This window comes from Micromonospora sp. FIMYZ51 (assembly GCF_038246755.1).
Taxonomy (GTDB): Bacteria; Actinomycetota; Actinomycetes; order Mycobacteriales; family Micromonosporaceae; genus Micromonospora.
The window spans coordinates 6,520,316-6,534,996 of sequence record NZ_CP134706.1 but is presented as its reverse complement, the minus strand read 5'-3'; the positions used below and the strand labels follow the sequence as shown (position 1 = coordinate 6,534,996).

The window sequence follows — 14,681 nt, the reverse complement described above, 5'->3', positions numbered from 1 at the left end:
GTTCGGTGGCAGCGTGGGTTATCCGCTGGGATGACGGCTGTGGTGGCTGTCGGGGTGATCGGTGTGCCAGCACCCGAGCCGGTGGCTGCGGCGGCACCAGAGTGCCCAGAGGTCGCCAGCACGGAGGTCGAGGCGAGTGCGCTGGCGATCTAATGCGGGCAGCCGGTGGTGGTGGACGACTCTCGAACAGAGTTCGCCGAGGTGACCGCGCTGCCGGGCCGGGCGGACGGTCACGTTGTCGTGGCCAGGGGCGTTGCCGGTACCGACGCTGTCGGAGGACTCACTGACCTACCCGAACGTGCTCTCCGATGTGGACCTGGTGGTGCGAGCCACGAGGGCAGGCCGACATTCAGGTGAACCCGATACTCCGTGCGGCTGTCTTACCGGGAGAAAGCATGATATCTGCACAACCTGCCCACGTTCTGCGGCAGCCACGACGGAATCCTTATCGCGCTGGCCGCCTGCGCCGGTGGATCGCCGGCCTGACGGTCGTCCCCGTGGCAGCGTCGCTGCTGGTCGGCGTACCGGCCGAGGCCGCTGTCCCGAGGGCGGAGCCGGCGCGGCCGCTAGTGGAGAAGCTCGATTCGCACGGTGGCCCAGTGTCGGGTCGGGCGTGGGCGCAGAAGCTGATGCAGGAGACACCGGTGCCGAAGCCGGCGTGGCCGGCGGCGAGTAGCGCCCGGGTGAGGCTCGATTCGTCGAGCGGGGCTGGCCGGGGAGTCAGGGCGGGTGCTCTGCCGGTCTGGGTCGCCCGCGGCGGCGGTACGGCCGATGCGCGCGTCACCGGCGTGGATGTGCAGGTGTTGGATCGGGAATCGGTGCCGGCCAGATGGCGTGACGGCCTGATGCTGAAAGTCTCGACGCCGGTCGGGGTCGCTGCCGGCAAGGCAAAAGTGTCGGTGGATTACAGTTCGTTCCGGCACGCGGTGGGTGGGTCCTGGGCGTCGCGGCTGCGGCTGTGGCAGGTCCCGGAATGCGCGTTGTCCACGCCCGATGCACCGGAATGCCGATCGGTGCCACTTCCCACCACGAATGACCTCGGTGCGGGAGTGGCCACCGCCGAGGTGACCGCCATCCCCACCGCGACCTCATCCGTGGAGCGGGCACGCCTGTCGGGTGAGACGACATCCCAGCCCAGCGGTTCCCTCCTCGCCTTGGCGGCGGCGGGCTCGGGCGCGGACGGTGACTTCACCGCCACCAGCCTGGCACCGTCGTCGACCTGGTCGTCGGGCGGGTCCTCCGGCGACTTCTCGTGGAACTATCCGCTGCGTACGCCGCCGGCGACTGGCCCGGAGCCATCGGTCGCGCTGGCGTACTCGTCGGCAGCCGTGGATGGCCGATCCGAGGTGACGAACAACCAGCCGTCGTGGATCGGTGAGGGTTTCGACTACTCGCCGGGGTTCATCGAGCGGCGGTATGTGCCGTGTGCGGAGGACCGGAAGAAGGGCGGCGCGAACAACACCAGGGACACCGGTGACCTGTGTTGGCGGTCGGAAAACGCGATGATGAACCTGAACGGACGCAGGCACCAATCCGACCTCCGTCGATGACGTCATTTCCGACGCACGGACCTATTACGACGGGGCCAGCAGCGTCGACACCGCGCCGACGTTCGGGTTGGTGACCAAGAGCGAGCAGCTCAAGGACTGGGCCCCCAGCACCGGCACGGTGTGGCAGGTGGTGTCACAGGGCAACTATGACTCCGCCGGTCGGCCGGTTAGCGCGACCGACATCAAGGGCAACGTCACCAAGACCGCCTATACGCCGGCGGTGGGGGGCCCGGTCACGAAGGTGACCACGACGGGCCCTGCGCCGTTCAGCTGGACCTCGTCCGTGGAAACCAACCCCTACTGGGGCTCGACCGTCAAGGCCACTGATCCCAACAACAGGATCGTCTCGGACGTCGAGTACGACGCACTCGGCCGCGTCAGCAAGGTGTGGGGGCTGGGCTGGACCAAGGCGGCCAACCCGAACACCCCATCCGCGCAGTACACCTACACCTTCGCCGCGAGCCGCAACGCCTATCCGTTCGTCAGGACGCAGGCGCTGAACGCGAACGGCAATTACGTCAGCTCGTACGAGATCCTCGACGGGTTGTTGCGCTCCCGGCAGACCCAGAGTCCGGCGGTGGACGGCACTGGAAACCGGGTGGTCACCGACACGATCTACGACAGTCTCGGCCGCGCCGCGACCGCCTATGGGGCACACGCCGAGCCCGGGGCACCTTCCGGCACGTTGTGGTGGGAGCCGGAATGGTCTCTCCCCGCCGTCTCCAAGACGGTGTTCGACCGGGCGTCTCGCCCCACGAACGCGATCTTCCTCGCCGGGGACGGAGAAACGAACCTGGTGGAGAAGTGGCGTACCGTCACCGACCACGAGGGCGACCTGACCAAGGTCACCCCACCGAAGGGCGGCACCCCGACCACGACGGTGACCGACAGCGAGGGCCGCGTCGTGGGGCTGCGCCAGCACACCACCACGGCTGGTGTCGATGGGGCTTACCAGGAGACCCAGTACGTCTACAACCGCAAGGGCCAGTTGGTCAGGACCGTCGACCCGGCGGGAAACCGGTGGGTCAACGAGTACGACGCCAAGGGCCGCCTGTGGCGTACGACCGACCCCGACAAGGGGACGACGACCAGCACCTTCAACGACGAGAACGACCTGGTCAAGACCACCGACGCCCGCGGTGAGGTGCTCTGGTACGGCTACGACGAGCTGGGTCGGAAGAAGGAGCTGCGGGACGACTCCGCCACCGGAGCGCTGCGTGCCGAGTGGAAGTACGACACGCTCTACTCCGGGCAGAGCGGCTTCAAGGGCCAGCTCACTCAGGCGATCCGCTACGACCCGGCCGGCAGCACCAACGCCTACCGGTGGCAGGTGCGCAGCTTCGACGGCCGCTACCAGCCCAAGGGTGTCAACTACGTCATCCCCACCAACGAGACCGGCCTGAGCGGCACCTACATCTACGCCTACGGTTATTCGGCGGCGACCGGTGCCCCGACGTCGATTTCCTACCCGTCCGGTGGTGGGCTGGTCACCGAGCAGGTAACCACCGAATACGACGACACCACCGGAATGCCCGTCCGGCTGGACACCAGCCTCACCGGAGCAGCCGGCACGATGGCCACCGCCAGCTACACCGCCTACGGCGAACGCAACGGCTCGATCTACAAGATGCCCGGCGGCGTGTGGACTCAGGACACCGTCTACCGCGACGAAGCCACCCGTCGCATCGACCGCACCACCGTGCAGCGGGAAACCACCGTCGGCACCGTCTCCGACCGCAACTACACCTACGACGACAGCGGCAACATCACCTCGATCGAGGAGAAGCCGCAGATCGGCCAGGCCGAAACCCAGTGCTTCCGGCAGGATCCGCTGGGCCGGCTCAGCACGGCGTGGACCCCGAAGTCCGGAGTGGACTGCCAGACCGATCCCAGCGTGGCCAACCTGGGGGGTCCGGCGCCGTACTGGCACGACTGGACCTTCAACACCACCAACTCCCGCCTGACCGAGACCAGCCACACCGCCGGTGGCGACACCACCCGCACCTACGCGGTGCCGACCGGCGGCCAGGACGCGGTACGCCCACACGCCGTCACCGCGATGACGACCGAGGCGCCCGGCCAGAGCAACGTCGTCAACACCTACGCCTACGACGGCGCCGGGAACACCATCTGCCGGCCGACCGGCACCGCCGCGAACGACTGTGGCACCGGCACCAACAGTCAGACCCTGGGCTGGGACGCCGAGGGCAAGCTGACCACCGTCTCAGCTGGCGGCCAGACCATCGAGACCAACATCTACGACCCGAACGGCACCAGGATCATCCGTCGGGACAGCGGTGGCACGACTCTCTACCTGCCGGGGCAGGAGATCCGCCGGGAAGGCAGCGTCAACACCGGCACCCGCTACTACAGCTTCGCCGGCAACGTCTGCGCATCCCGCACGGGCGGTTCGGCGAGCACGGACCTGACCTGGCTCTTCAACGATCATCAGGGCACCCAGCAGGTCGCGGTGAACGCCGGCACGCAGGCGGTTTCGATCCGCCGTCAAACTCCGTACGGTGCGCCGCGCGGCGCGAACCCGGTTTGGGTGAACAACAAGGGCTTCGTCGGTGGGGACATCGACCCCACCGGTCTGACCAACGTCGGTGCCCGACAGTACGACCAGACGCTCGGCCGGTTCATCTCGGTGGACCCGGTCCTGGTCGCGGACAGCCCCGCTCAGTACAACGGGTACCAGTACGGCGGGAACAACCCGATCGACAATGCCGATCCCACCGGCCTGTACTTCACGGAGAACAACGAGGACACCGGGGACCGCGCTCACGTCACCACCACTTCCTCCGGCAAGAACGAAATCAAGATCATCAAGAAGTACGTTCCCCCAGCTTGTGGATCCAGCTGTCAGCAGCAGCGCGAGGCGTTCCGGCAGGCCAGCAACGAACGCGCCGAAAGAGAACGCAAGCAGCGGGAGTGCCAGTCCAGCTTCTGGTGCCGTAACGCCGGGGCAGTGGGCGCGGTGGCCGGTGTCGCCGCCGGTGTCATCGTCGGCGGAGCCTGCACCGCCGGCAGCTTCGGTGTGGGTGCCGTCGGGTGCGCAGCGATCGGCGGGTTCGTCGGCGGCTATGTCGCCTCATTGACCACCAACAGCCTGGACGCCGACGAGGAAAGCTTCTTGCAGCTCGCTGGCGAAGCCGTCCTCGGTGGGGCCGTCGGCGGTGTGCTGGGCGCAGGTGGTGCGGTTCTCCTGCCAGCCCTCGGTGCAGGGGCCTTCGGCCTTGCCGGTGGGGCAGGGCTGCGCACGTCGGTGGGTATGGCAGGTGCCGGAGCGCGATCGGCGGCCCGTGGTGGTGGTGCTGGGGGTGCCTGTGGCTTCCGCAGCTTCAGCGGTGACACCGAAGTCGTGATGGCGGACGGCAGCAAGAAGCCGATCGAGGATGTCGAGGTCGGCGACGTTGTCCTGGCCACCGACCCCGAAACGGGGGAGGAAGGCGCCCGAGAGGTGACCCACCTGTGGGTCCACGAGGACCAGCTCGTCGATCTGAAGGTGAGTGGCGGGGAAGTCACCACCACGGAGGACCACCCGTTCTGGAACGTGACCGACCAGCAGTGGCAGGACAGTCAGGATCTCGACCCTGGCGACCTGCTGCACACGGCCAACGGGGCGACCCTCACCGTCACGGGAGTCGACTGGAACACCGTCCAGCAGGGCACCGCCTACAACCTCACCGTCGCAGACATCCACACGTACTATGTGCTGGCCGGCAACACGCCGGTGCTCGTGCACAACGATGGCGGGCTTACACCCGAGCAGCAAAGGTCGCTGAGGTCGCTGCAAGCGCGCTCCGCTGAACACCAGGCGAAGTTGGATGCCTACCGCGCTAACCCAGACGCCTTCGACAACGAAGGTCGTCTCAAGAATGCGCCGACGCCAGAGATCCGGCAGCGTATTATCGACGGTCGAATCAAGCACCTACAGAAAGAGATCGACGGCTTCAACAAGCAGGTCGATAATCTCAAAAGGCTAGGCGGGATGTGCTGATGTCAGAACCAGTGGTGCGGGTGTCCGTAGACCAGTTGCGACAGGTGTTTGAGCTGCTCGTGTCCCACGTAGCTGGAAGGTCGGGCGCGGAGCTTTCGATCGCGAAAGATTACTTCTGGTCGATTCCGGAGTCGGCGCGATACGACGTGTATAACGAGCCACGTGACCTTACGATCGGGCAAATCTCCGAGTCGTGGGAAAACCTCTCCGGGATGCTGGAGGATGAATCAAGGGTGCTTGGCTACGGGCTTGTCTGGCTTGCGGATGTCCTTCGCGCGATTGGCGATGAGGCGGTCGGCTAACGGACAACAGAAGGCACAAGACTGCCTTGCGTGCGGTGATCGATAGCGCAATTGCAGGCGGAGTGGCGCTACTACCAAGCGTATTGGTGCCACTCCGTCGTGCGCTGGTGGTCATGGCTGTTCGTCGGGGTTGCTGTCAGCGATGCTGTCAATCGGTGATCATGCATATACATGTATAGATGTAATCCGTCCTACCTTGACGATGAGGGTAGGACGTCCGGTGGCGCGGCGCGAAGCGTCGCGGCGTCGATCCCCGGAAGCCATGGCGGCGCTTGCTCGGTGAAGGGATCGTCGCGGCCTGGTGTCTCGATGACTGCTTGCTGCCGCGCCGGTGGCTGGCTGCGTCTGGCGGGTTCGGGTGGTCTTTTGCGTGGGCGCGTGCGCGCGGGGCCGGGACGGCTGTAGCGCGTGCGCGCGGCCCGGCGTCAGCCGGGCCGCTCTTGATTATGTAGAGCAGATTTGGACCAGCCTGTTCCGGGTTAACTGCTCCCGGGGATCCGAACGCTCCCGTTATGCGATGGCGGCGATGTTGCCGTCGTCGAAGTAGATGGCCTGGTGGAGGCGTCCGCCGATGGCGGCGGCGTAGCGGGCGAGGACGTCTTGGCCGGAGATTTTGCCCTGTTCGATCTGGGAGACGCGTCCTTTGGTCACGCCCATGCGTTCGGCGACCTGCTGCTGGGTCAGTCCTCGGGTGCGGCGGATCTCGGCGAGCCGGTGCCCGACGATCGTCGCGAGCAGTTCCTGTTTGCCTGCGTCGACCGCTTCCTGGCCGCCGGCCCGCTCGACGTGGTCGCTGCGGATGTCGCTCCACCGCGTGTAGCTGCTCATGGCGTGCCGCCTTCTTCCTCGGTGCGTTCTTTCAGGTACGTCTCGTAGCGGAGCTCGGCCAGCGGGATGGCTTCGGTGTACCACTGGTTCCAGCGTCCGGCCTTGTCGCCGGCGACGAGCAGGATGCTGCAACGCCAGGGGTCGAACGCGAACAGGATGCGTACGCTGCCGGGGCGTAGCTCCTTGAGGTTGGCGATCGTCGAGCCGTGGATCGTGTCGACCAGCGGTCGGCCGAGCCCTGGACCGGCGCCTCGGCGAGCAGGTCGAGGGCCTGCACGACACGTGCATGGGCTACTGGATCAAGGCTGTCGATCCAGTCCCTTACCTCGTCTACGAGATGCATCTCCCACTCGCCGGTTGCCACCCGATGAGTATAGCGAACAGTAAACCTGGTGGTTGAGTGCACACGGCCGTCGGTGCCTGCGGTGCGTGGCCGTCTCTCCGGGTTGCCGTCACGGTAGCCGTCAACTTCCTTGGGGCGCATCGGCGCCGGCAGAAGGCTGCCACAAAACCGCAGGTCAAATCCGCAGTCCCAACAGCTAAGCTCCGTGCTGGCCCGCGAACATGCCACACGTACTATGTGATCGCGGGCAACACCCCCGTACTCGTACACAACTGTGGGGAAGGGGTAATCGCTGGCCCAAATTTGGGATCTCTCCGAGTGTCGGCAGCGAATCCGTCCGCATCTGAGGTTGCGGCTGCGCAGCACCTGGCGGCTCGTGGAGGTAACGTTGTTCTTCGTGATCCGGTTGGCACAAGATCAGGAGGAATGACTAGCGATCTGCTGGTGGATGGTGTGCCTGGGATGTCTATTCGCCAACAAGCCGATCCATCAACAACGTCCTGACCAATGTTGCCAAGAAACATTCCCAGGTGAATGGGGGTGGCGTCATTGTTGACCTTAGCGGCACGGGCCTGTCGGCAGGCCAGTTCGGCAATGCGCTGGGAAGAGTCAATGGGATGATCGGAAGCTGGGGCAAGCAGCCGATCGGTGGCCTGGAATTTATGGGCGGGTAGTGGTGGCCAAGATGATTTGTGTGTGCGGGACGATCCTAAGGGATGACGATCCCGACGACAGCCTGCTCTTGCTGTCTCGTCGTGAGTTCGATGTGGATCTCGATAGCTCCCACCTCTTCGGGTTGGCGAGAATTGTTTTGCATTGCCCAAAATGTATGCGCCTTTGGGTTTTCTGGGAAGATGGGAAGGGGCCAACGGAGTACCTAACCTCTCCGGAATTGCCAGATGGTGGGCTCTGATGTGAGGCATGCCGATGAGGCGAGAACTCAAGTCGCATTGCGTGACGGGGTGAAAATCCCACACGTACTATGTGGTGGCCGGCACCACGCCGGTATTGGTGCATAACTGCGGCGGAGACATTTACGAGGCTGGCGGAAAGCGCGGGGCCACCGCTCGCGGCACTTCGCGCGGAATGAACAGTGCTGAGCCGACAAATGGTCAGGCTGCCTTAGAGAATTCGGTCCAGGTAAAGGGTACGTCGCCCAGGCGCGTCGGAGTTGATAGGGATAGCGGTGGAATTGTCGTACTCGACCGGACACGCCAAGCAGCATGCGGGTGTGACGGCGCCGGCGGGGTAAACAACATTTGGCATGGCCATGTCAAACCGTGGGGTGATCTGCATGTTGACATGCAGAACGCGTTACGCCGAGGCGGGCTTGTCGATCGTAAGGGGAACATCCGTTGATGGATCCAGCGCAACCTGACCCCGCCTGGCGTGCAGCGATGCTCGCCGACGTTCATGGTAGTGGTCTCGCGGAGGCGACTGATGCTTTACTGTCCCTCACATACCATGACCCGGATCGTGCTTGGGTTGAAAGTATCTTGTTAGGTGTGGTTGCAGACGATGACATGGAAATGCGGGTGCGATCATTGGCAATCACGTGCCTGGGGCACCTCGCTCGCATACACCGGGAAGTTGGTCGGCAGGCTGTGCTGCCTGTATTACACGACTTGATTCAGAGCTCCGCGTTCGGAGGAATTGCACAGGACGCCCTGGATGACATCGAAACCTATGCCCTTCGCTCGAAGTGAAACGGCGGCGAACTGTCCCAGTAATGTGTGTTGTGCGGCTGCGGCGCGGGGACGTCCGCGTATGCGGAGCGTGTCGGTTGGTCCTACGGGTCGTTGGCGGTTGGTCTGCGTTGCCGTCAGGGTTGCCGTCAAGCATGTGCATCACATGCGCATAGATTGATGGCTGCTGCAAGGGTGGTGCGCCTCGTTTCTTGGCGCTGGCGCATGCTGGGGCAGGAGTTGCGGTGGCGTGCCGCGTAGCGGTGCGGCGTCGATTGCCGGAACCGTATTGTTGGCTCCGTGGTTGAGCGATCGTCACGGCCTCGGCGCCGACTCGGTCAGCCCTCGGTGGTGGCCGGCCTGGTGTTGGTGGGCGTGCGCGCGGGGCCGTAGGCCGTAGCGCGTGCGCGCGGCCCGGCTCTGCCGGGCCGTACTTGAATCCTGTAGAGCAGTTTTGAGCTAGTCGGATCTTGGTCGACCCCCTTGATCCGGCTGGCTCACTGCTTGATTAGGTGAAGCAACTTTTAGCCCGGTGGCTGCTTCGGTGGCAGAGCCTGGATGGCGTCTCGGAGCTGATGCTGCCCGTTGCCCCCTGAGCTATACGGTACCGCGTGGTACAGCTCGTGCATGGTGAGGATTACGCTGCGGGAGTTTCGCGATGGCGCGGGTCGGGTGCTGGACGGGGTTGAGCGCACCGGGGAGCCGGTGATCATCACGAAGTACGAGCGGCCGGTGGCCGTGCTGGTGGGCATTGACGAGTGGGAGGAGATCGAGGCGTTCCGGGACCGCAGGGACGCTGCGGTGATCGCTCGTTCCCGTGCCGAGGGCCAGTTCGTGCCGCTGTCGGCGGCTCTGGAGTCACTCGGGGTCGATCCTCGTGAGGTGGAGGCGCTGCTGGCCGACCGGGCCGGCGGTGCGGCGGCGTGAAGGTTCAGATCGACCGGGATGTGCTGGTCTGGCTACACAAGCAGCCCCGCAACGTTCCTGGCCGTCCTGAGCGCGATCCTCGGCCTGGTTTCCGACCCTGAGCCACAGAGCTCGACCGAGATGCGCGACGGATCCGGGCGGCGTCTGCGTGTCGGTGACTATCGGGTCCTCTACCGCCTCGACGGTGACGAGTTGACCATCCACGCGGTCGGGCATCGCAAGGACGTCTACTCGTAAGCCGTCCAGATCGGTGCCCTGGCGGCGTGGAGCTCCCGGCTGGCTCGCCGCTCCTCCACCGGTGATGGCCTGGGACATCAGATTCGCCGTATGTCCCGGCGTGCGTGGGTGTTGCTGTCATGGCTGCTGTCACCAGCGACGCCGATGATGTTCGGTGGAATCAGCCGCAAGCGAATCCGAATCCGTGCGCCTGTTGGTGGATGGTGTTGACGTCGGAGTGGCGCGGTGGGGCAAACATCGAGTGCCAGTCACGGTGACTTCGCCGAGCGGGTGCAGCGGGCCTTCGGCATCGGCACCTCGCGTAGCGTCTCCTATCTGGCCGCGCCGTCGTTCGCCGCCGCGCTGTTGGACCGGGCGGTGATCGCCACCATTCCGGTTGGCCGGCACGCCCTGCTGGTCACCGAGATCGCGGTGGCCGCTGGTTCGGCCCTGGAGGGTCGTCCGCTCGGCACGGTCAGTCGGACGGGCAGCGTGCGTCTGCTCGCGCATGCCCGGCCGGGCCAGCGGTACGACTGGACGCCGGAGCGGCGTCAGCCGATCGCGGCCGGGGACCGGTTGACCGTGGTGGCCCGGCGGGCCGGGTTGAATGCCCTGCTCCGCCGGGCCGCCCCGCCCGAGCCCTCGCCCGAAGTGCCGGAATCCCGCGAGCCGGCAGAGTAGGCCGCTACTTGTTCATGAGTTTCAGCATCTGTTGGATCTCGCCCTGCCGGGAAGCTCGCACTCGCTCGCCGAAGGCCTTGGTGTCGGCGTTCTTACCGCCGTCCTTGACGAGGTTGGCCAGCTCCATCGCGTTGTGCTGATGGGCCAGGAAGAGGCTCAGGAACGTGGTGTCGAACTCCGCGTCCGGCACCGTCGTCAACGCCGCGATCTCGGCCGGGCCGGTGCCGGGCAGCCCACCATGATCGGCATGCAGGTTGGGTGCGGTGTCGACCTCGGTGGGCTTGCCCCAGTCTTCGAGCCAACCCTCGATCATCGTCAGTTCGTCCTGCTCGGTGGCCTGCACCGCGCGGGCCAGCGTCTGCAACTCGGGGTCCTGCGCCCGGTCTGCCGCAGTGGCGGTCATCTGTAGGCCCTGCCGCTGGTGATGGACGAACATCTGGAGGAACATCACGTCGGTGTCGTTGTAGTCCTCGCTCGCCTTGATCTCGGCGACCGTCTCGGAGCCCACCGGGTCACCGGCGGCCGGGCGGGACTCCGCGTCGGGCGTGCTGCACGCGCCGAGCAGGAACGGCGCGAGCAGGACGGCAGCTACCAGCCGGCGCCTCACAGCGGAAGCCACAACGCGAGGGTGTAGATCGAGGGCTCCCAGCTGTGCAGCGAGGTGTGGCCCTGCCGGCACTGGTAGCGCTTGCCCTGGTAGGTCACCACGTCGCCGGTCCGGTAGCTGACGCCGGCTGCCCAGGCGGCGCCGTCGCCGGCCGGTGGCGGCTCTGCGGCGGGCGGTGCGGCCGGCGGTGCGGCAGCGGGCGGTGCCGCAGCCGGCGGGGCGGCGGGCGGCTCGGCGGGCGGTGCTTCGGCGGGCGGGGCGGCGGGCGGTTCGGCGGGCGGAGCTGCGGCCGGCGGGGCGCCGCCACCGCTGACGTTCAGGTCGACGCAGTTGTAGAAGGCCATCGGGGTGTCGCCGATGTTCCAGACCGCGAGCAGCCGCTGCCGACCCGGGAACTTGCTCAGGTTGATGGTGTGGGACACGGTCGCGTCCGGCTGGGCGTTCCCACCGTCGAAGGTGGCGATCCTGGTGCCGTCGATGAAGTACTGCCAGTCGGCGGTCCGATGCCGGGCGGTCAGCACCCAGGTGAAGGTCACCGAGCTGCCCACGTTCCGGGCCGGCCAGTTGCGGGATTCGTCGGAGAGCACCGACCACTGCCCGACCCCGCCGTCGCAGCGCTGGGAACCCTTCGGCGCCTCGACACTCTGTGGCTCGAACTGGATCGGGCCACAGTCCCGGACCGTACCGGCGGCGCACAGCGCCTGCCGGCTGGGCGGGTTGGACACGTATCCGTGGGCCTGGGCGGGGGACGGCACCGCCAGGCTCGTGGCGACCAGGCCGAGGGTTGCCAGTGGATAGGTGATCTTTCTGCGCATGGGGACTCCGGGCGACTCGATCCAGCGGTGATGGCGAGACGCTAAGCCGGAATTCCATAAAGGAGCCTTAACGAACCCCGAAAGGATCATGAAACTCGGCGACGGTCGCTCCTGGGCTGCTCCGGAACAGCATCGGCGGGCCGCAGCAGGATGCCGACCCGGGCACCGCCGAGCGGACTGCGGGTGACCATCAGTTGGCCGCCGACGGTCTCTGCGGCCCGCCGCACGATGTCCAGGCCGAGGCCGGTAGAGCCAGCCTCGCTCACGCCCCGCTGCACCGCTCTGGTCGGGTCGGCGATGCCCGGCCCGGCGTCGTCCACCAGCAGCCCGTCGGGCGAGATGCTGACCCGGAACGCGGTGCCGTCCGGGGTGTGCGAGAAGACGTTGCCGAGCATCGCGTCCACCACCAGGATCAGCTCGCTGCGCGGCATCGGCAGCACCACCGGTACGTCACCGCCCGCCACCTCCCACGGACGCTCCTGGTCCTCGGCCAGCACCGACCAGAAGGCCAGCCGGTCGGCCAGCACCTCCACCAGGTCGGCGCTCTGGTTGCGCTGCCCGTCGGTGCCGCGCCGGACCCCGCGGATGATCGCCTCCAACTCCTCGTCGAGCAGGTCACATGCCTGCCGCATGCGGTCACCGATCGGGCCCGGGGGCATCGCCTCGGCGTCGAGGCGGAGCGCGGTAAGCGGGGTACGCAACCGGTGCGACAGGTCGGCGGAGAGCTCGCGTTCCCGGTCCATCAGGCGCCGCAGGTCGCCAGCCATGGTGTTGAACGAGTGCGCGGCGTCCTGGAGTTCACGTGGGCCCTTCGGTTCGACCCGGACGGTCAGGTCGCCGCCGCCGAGCCGACGGGCCGAGTCGGAGAGCTCCCGGGTGGCGCGTACGAGTCGGCTGCCGAGCCGGTCGGCGAGTAGCGTCGAGCCGGCGACCAGCCCGACCGCCAGCGCGCCGAGCACGATCCAGGCGGTCCGGACGCCGCGCCGCAACTCGGCCCCCGGCACGTACACCTCGACGATCACGGTGCGACCGTCGGCGAGCACCGTGGGCTGGAGGTACGCCACGCCGTCGCCCGTCGGGGCCAGCGTCGGCCGGCGGTTCTGGGCGGCGGTCTGCACCTGGGCGTCGGTGACGTGCGAGGTGCCGACCGGCACGAGGTCCGGCAGGTGTACGGCGAGTCGACCCGTACTGCCCGCGGTGGTGCTGGCCACCGCGTTGGTGAGCAGCGTCGGGTCGGCGTCCATGCCCAGCACGGTGACCAGCGAGGTGGCCTGCTGGCGGGCGTCGCTTACCGCCCGGTCCTCGGCGATCTGACCGGTCGCCACGGCGAGCGGCACGAGGAAGGCGAGCGCCACCATCGAGGTGATGGCGAGGGCCAACCGGTTGAGCGCCCACCTCATCGGGGGTCGACCATCATCACGCCGACGCCGCGTACGGTGCGCAGGAACCGGGGCTTCGCGGCGGTCTCCCCGAGCTTGCGACGCAGCCAGGAGATGTGCACGTCGATGGTCTGTTCCTCGCCGATGCGGGCCTGCTGCCAGACCTCGGTCATCAGCTCACGGCGGCTGACCACCTGGCCGACCCGTTCGGCGAGGTACGCGAGCACGTCGAACTCGCGCCGGGTCAGTTGCAACGGCCGCCCGGCCAACTCGGCAAGGCGTTGCCGGGGCCGGATCGTCAACTCGCCCACGGTGATCACTTTGGCGGCCTGGTCCGCGGCCGGCCGGGCCCGGCGCAGCACCGCGTCGATCCTGGCCAGGATGTGTCCGCCGGAGAACGGTTTGGTCACGTAGTCGTCGGCACCGGCACTGAGCAGGCTGATGATGTCGGTCTCGGAGCGGCGTGCGGTCGCCACGATCACCGGCACGTCGGAGACCGAGCGCATCATCCGCAGCGCGTCGGCACCGTCGATGTCGGGCAGGCCCAGATCAAGGATGACCAGGTCCGGCCGCTCCTCGGTGGCGATCTTCAACGCCTCGGCGGCGCGGCCGGCTGGCCGTACGACGTGACCGGCCTCGGTGAGCGCACGGGTGAGGGCAGCCGCGATGTTGCGGTCGTCCTCGACCAACAGGATCAGCGCCATGGCGTACACCATATGGGTAAATGAGACGATGTCCCGGTGCCGTTCTCCCGGTGGACACCGATCGTGGGGTGGTGCATCGCCACCGCGTCCAGCATCCTGCTCGCCTCGATGGCGATCCTGCCCGTGCTGCGTACGCCCGCCGTGCCGGACATCCCGCTGAGCCAACTGCCGTCGACGCAGGCACCAGGTCTGCCGGCGCCGCTGCCCTCGTCGGCTGTCGAGGCGGTGCCCGCCACGACCCGGCCAGCTCCACGTCCGACCACGTCGGCGACGACCGAAGCGGCCCCGACGGGCAGCAGCCGACCAACGCCGAGACCGCCGCGGGCCACCGCGCCGACGAGCACCATCGAGGACGGCTGGACGGTCACCACCGGAGCCGACGGGGTACGCAGCTATGTCCGCTCGTTTCGAGTCGAAGGCGGTCAGGCGGTCATCCGGATGAGCGCTACGGGCGTGGTCGAGTTGGTCACGGCCACCCCGGCGGACGGGTACGCCGTGCAGCAGGTGCAGAACTCACCGGACAACATGGCCGTCTACTTCAACGAGCCGAACCACAGCTTCATCATCCACGCGATGTGGTGGGACGATCGTCCGTTCGTCCAGGTCAGTGAGGTCGGCGGGTGACCCTGGCCCGGCCGGGTCGA

General features: G+C 67.0%; 8 protein-coding genes and 5 pseudogenes. 7 read left to right on the top strand and 6 right to left on the bottom strand.

Going from position 1 to position 14,681, the window contains the following annotated elements; genetic code table 11:
- Window positions 1–30: 30 nt before the first annotated feature.
- From QQG74_RS29420 to QQG74_RS29410, 3 genes and pseudogenes are all read left to right on the top strand, one after another.
- Window positions 31–334, top strand: a pseudogene (locus tag QQG74_RS29420) (hypothetical protein); the annotation flags it as partial.
- Window positions 335–461: 127 nt separating this feature from the next.
- Window positions 462–5,304 (top strand): annotated as a pseudogene (locus tag QQG74_RS29415) (polymorphic toxin-type HINT domain-containing protein); the annotation flags it as partial.
- A gap of 245 nt (window positions 5,305–5,549) precedes the next feature.
- A complete protein-coding gene (locus tag QQG74_RS29410) occupies window positions 5,550–5,852 on the top strand; it encodes a hypothetical protein (RefSeq protein WP_341717891.1) in 303 nt (100 codons plus the stop codon).
- A 510-nt stretch (window positions 5,853–6,362) separates the two neighbouring features.
- Here QQG74_RS29410 and QQG74_RS29405 read toward each other — a convergent pair.
- Together QQG74_RS29405 and QQG74_RS29400 are read right to left on the bottom strand one after the other, a co-directional pair.
- A complete protein-coding gene (locus QQG74_RS29405; RefSeq protein ID WP_341717890.1) occupies window positions 6,363–6,680 on the bottom strand; it encodes a helix-turn-helix transcriptional regulator in 318 nt (105 codons plus the stop codon).
- Window positions 6,677–7,044 (bottom strand): annotated as a pseudogene (locus QQG74_RS29400) (type II toxin-antitoxin system RelE/ParE family toxin). Before QQG74_RS29400 ends, QQG74_RS29405 begins: the two are co-directional and overlap by 4 nt.
- A 2,291-nt stretch (window positions 7,045–9,335) precedes the next feature.
- Between QQG74_RS29400 and QQG74_RS29395 the strand changes: the two are divergent.
- The 3 genes and pseudogenes from QQG74_RS29395 to QQG74_RS29385 form a co-directional block, all read left to right on the top strand.
- A complete protein-coding gene (locus tag QQG74_RS29395; RefSeq protein WP_341717889.1) occupies window positions 9,336–9,635 on the top strand; it encodes a type II toxin-antitoxin system Phd/YefM family antitoxin in 300 nt (99 codons plus the stop codon).
- Window positions 9,632–9,872, top strand: a pseudogene (locus tag QQG74_RS29390) (type II toxin-antitoxin system RelE/ParE family toxin). The gene QQG74_RS29395 and the pseudogene QQG74_RS29390 overlap by 4 nt, the downstream one beginning before the upstream one ends.
- 258 nt (window positions 9,873–10,130) lie before the next feature.
- Window positions 10,131–10,532: pseudogene (locus tag QQG74_RS29385) on the top strand (TrkA C-terminal domain-containing protein); the annotation flags it as partial.
- A gap of 4 nt (window positions 10,533–10,536) precedes the next feature.
- Here QQG74_RS29385 and QQG74_RS29380 read toward each other — a convergent pair.
- The 4 genes from QQG74_RS29380 to QQG74_RS29365 form a co-directional block, all read right to left on the bottom strand.
- Window positions 10,537–11,151 carry a DUF305 domain-containing protein gene (locus QQG74_RS29380; RefSeq protein WP_341717888.1) on the bottom strand — a complete coding sequence of 205 codons (615 nt, stop codon included), beginning with the start codon at window positions 11,149–11,151 and terminating at the stop codon, window positions 10,537–10,539.
- On the bottom strand, window positions 11,136–11,954 hold the full coding sequence (locus QQG74_RS29375; protein ID WP_341717887.1) for a lytic polysaccharide monooxygenase: 819 nt from the start codon (window positions 11,952–11,954) through the stop codon (window positions 11,136–11,138). The genes QQG74_RS29380 and QQG74_RS29375 overlap by 16 nt, the downstream gene beginning before the upstream one ends.
- An 86-nt stretch (window positions 11,955–12,040) precedes the next feature.
- On the bottom strand, window positions 12,041–13,354 hold the full coding sequence (locus QQG74_RS29370) for a HAMP domain-containing sensor histidine kinase (RefSeq protein ID WP_341717886.1): 1,314 nt from the start codon (window positions 13,352–13,354) through the stop codon (window positions 12,041–12,043).
- On the bottom strand, window positions 13,351–14,037 hold the full coding sequence (locus QQG74_RS29365) for a response regulator transcription factor (RefSeq protein WP_341717885.1): 687 nt from the start codon (window positions 14,035–14,037) through the stop codon (window positions 13,351–13,353). Before QQG74_RS29365 ends, QQG74_RS29370 begins: the two co-directional genes overlap by 4 nt.
- A gap of 108 nt (window positions 14,038–14,145) precedes the next feature.
- On the opposite strand from QQG74_RS29365, the gene QQG74_RS29360 reads away from it, so the two are divergent.
- Window positions 14,146–14,661 carry a DNA mismatch repair protein MutL gene (locus QQG74_RS29360; protein WP_341721433.1) on the top strand — a complete coding sequence of 172 codons (516 nt, stop codon included), beginning with the start codon at window positions 14,146–14,148 and terminating at the stop codon, window positions 14,659–14,661.
- The last annotated feature ends 20 nt before the right edge of the window (window positions 14,662–14,681 follow it).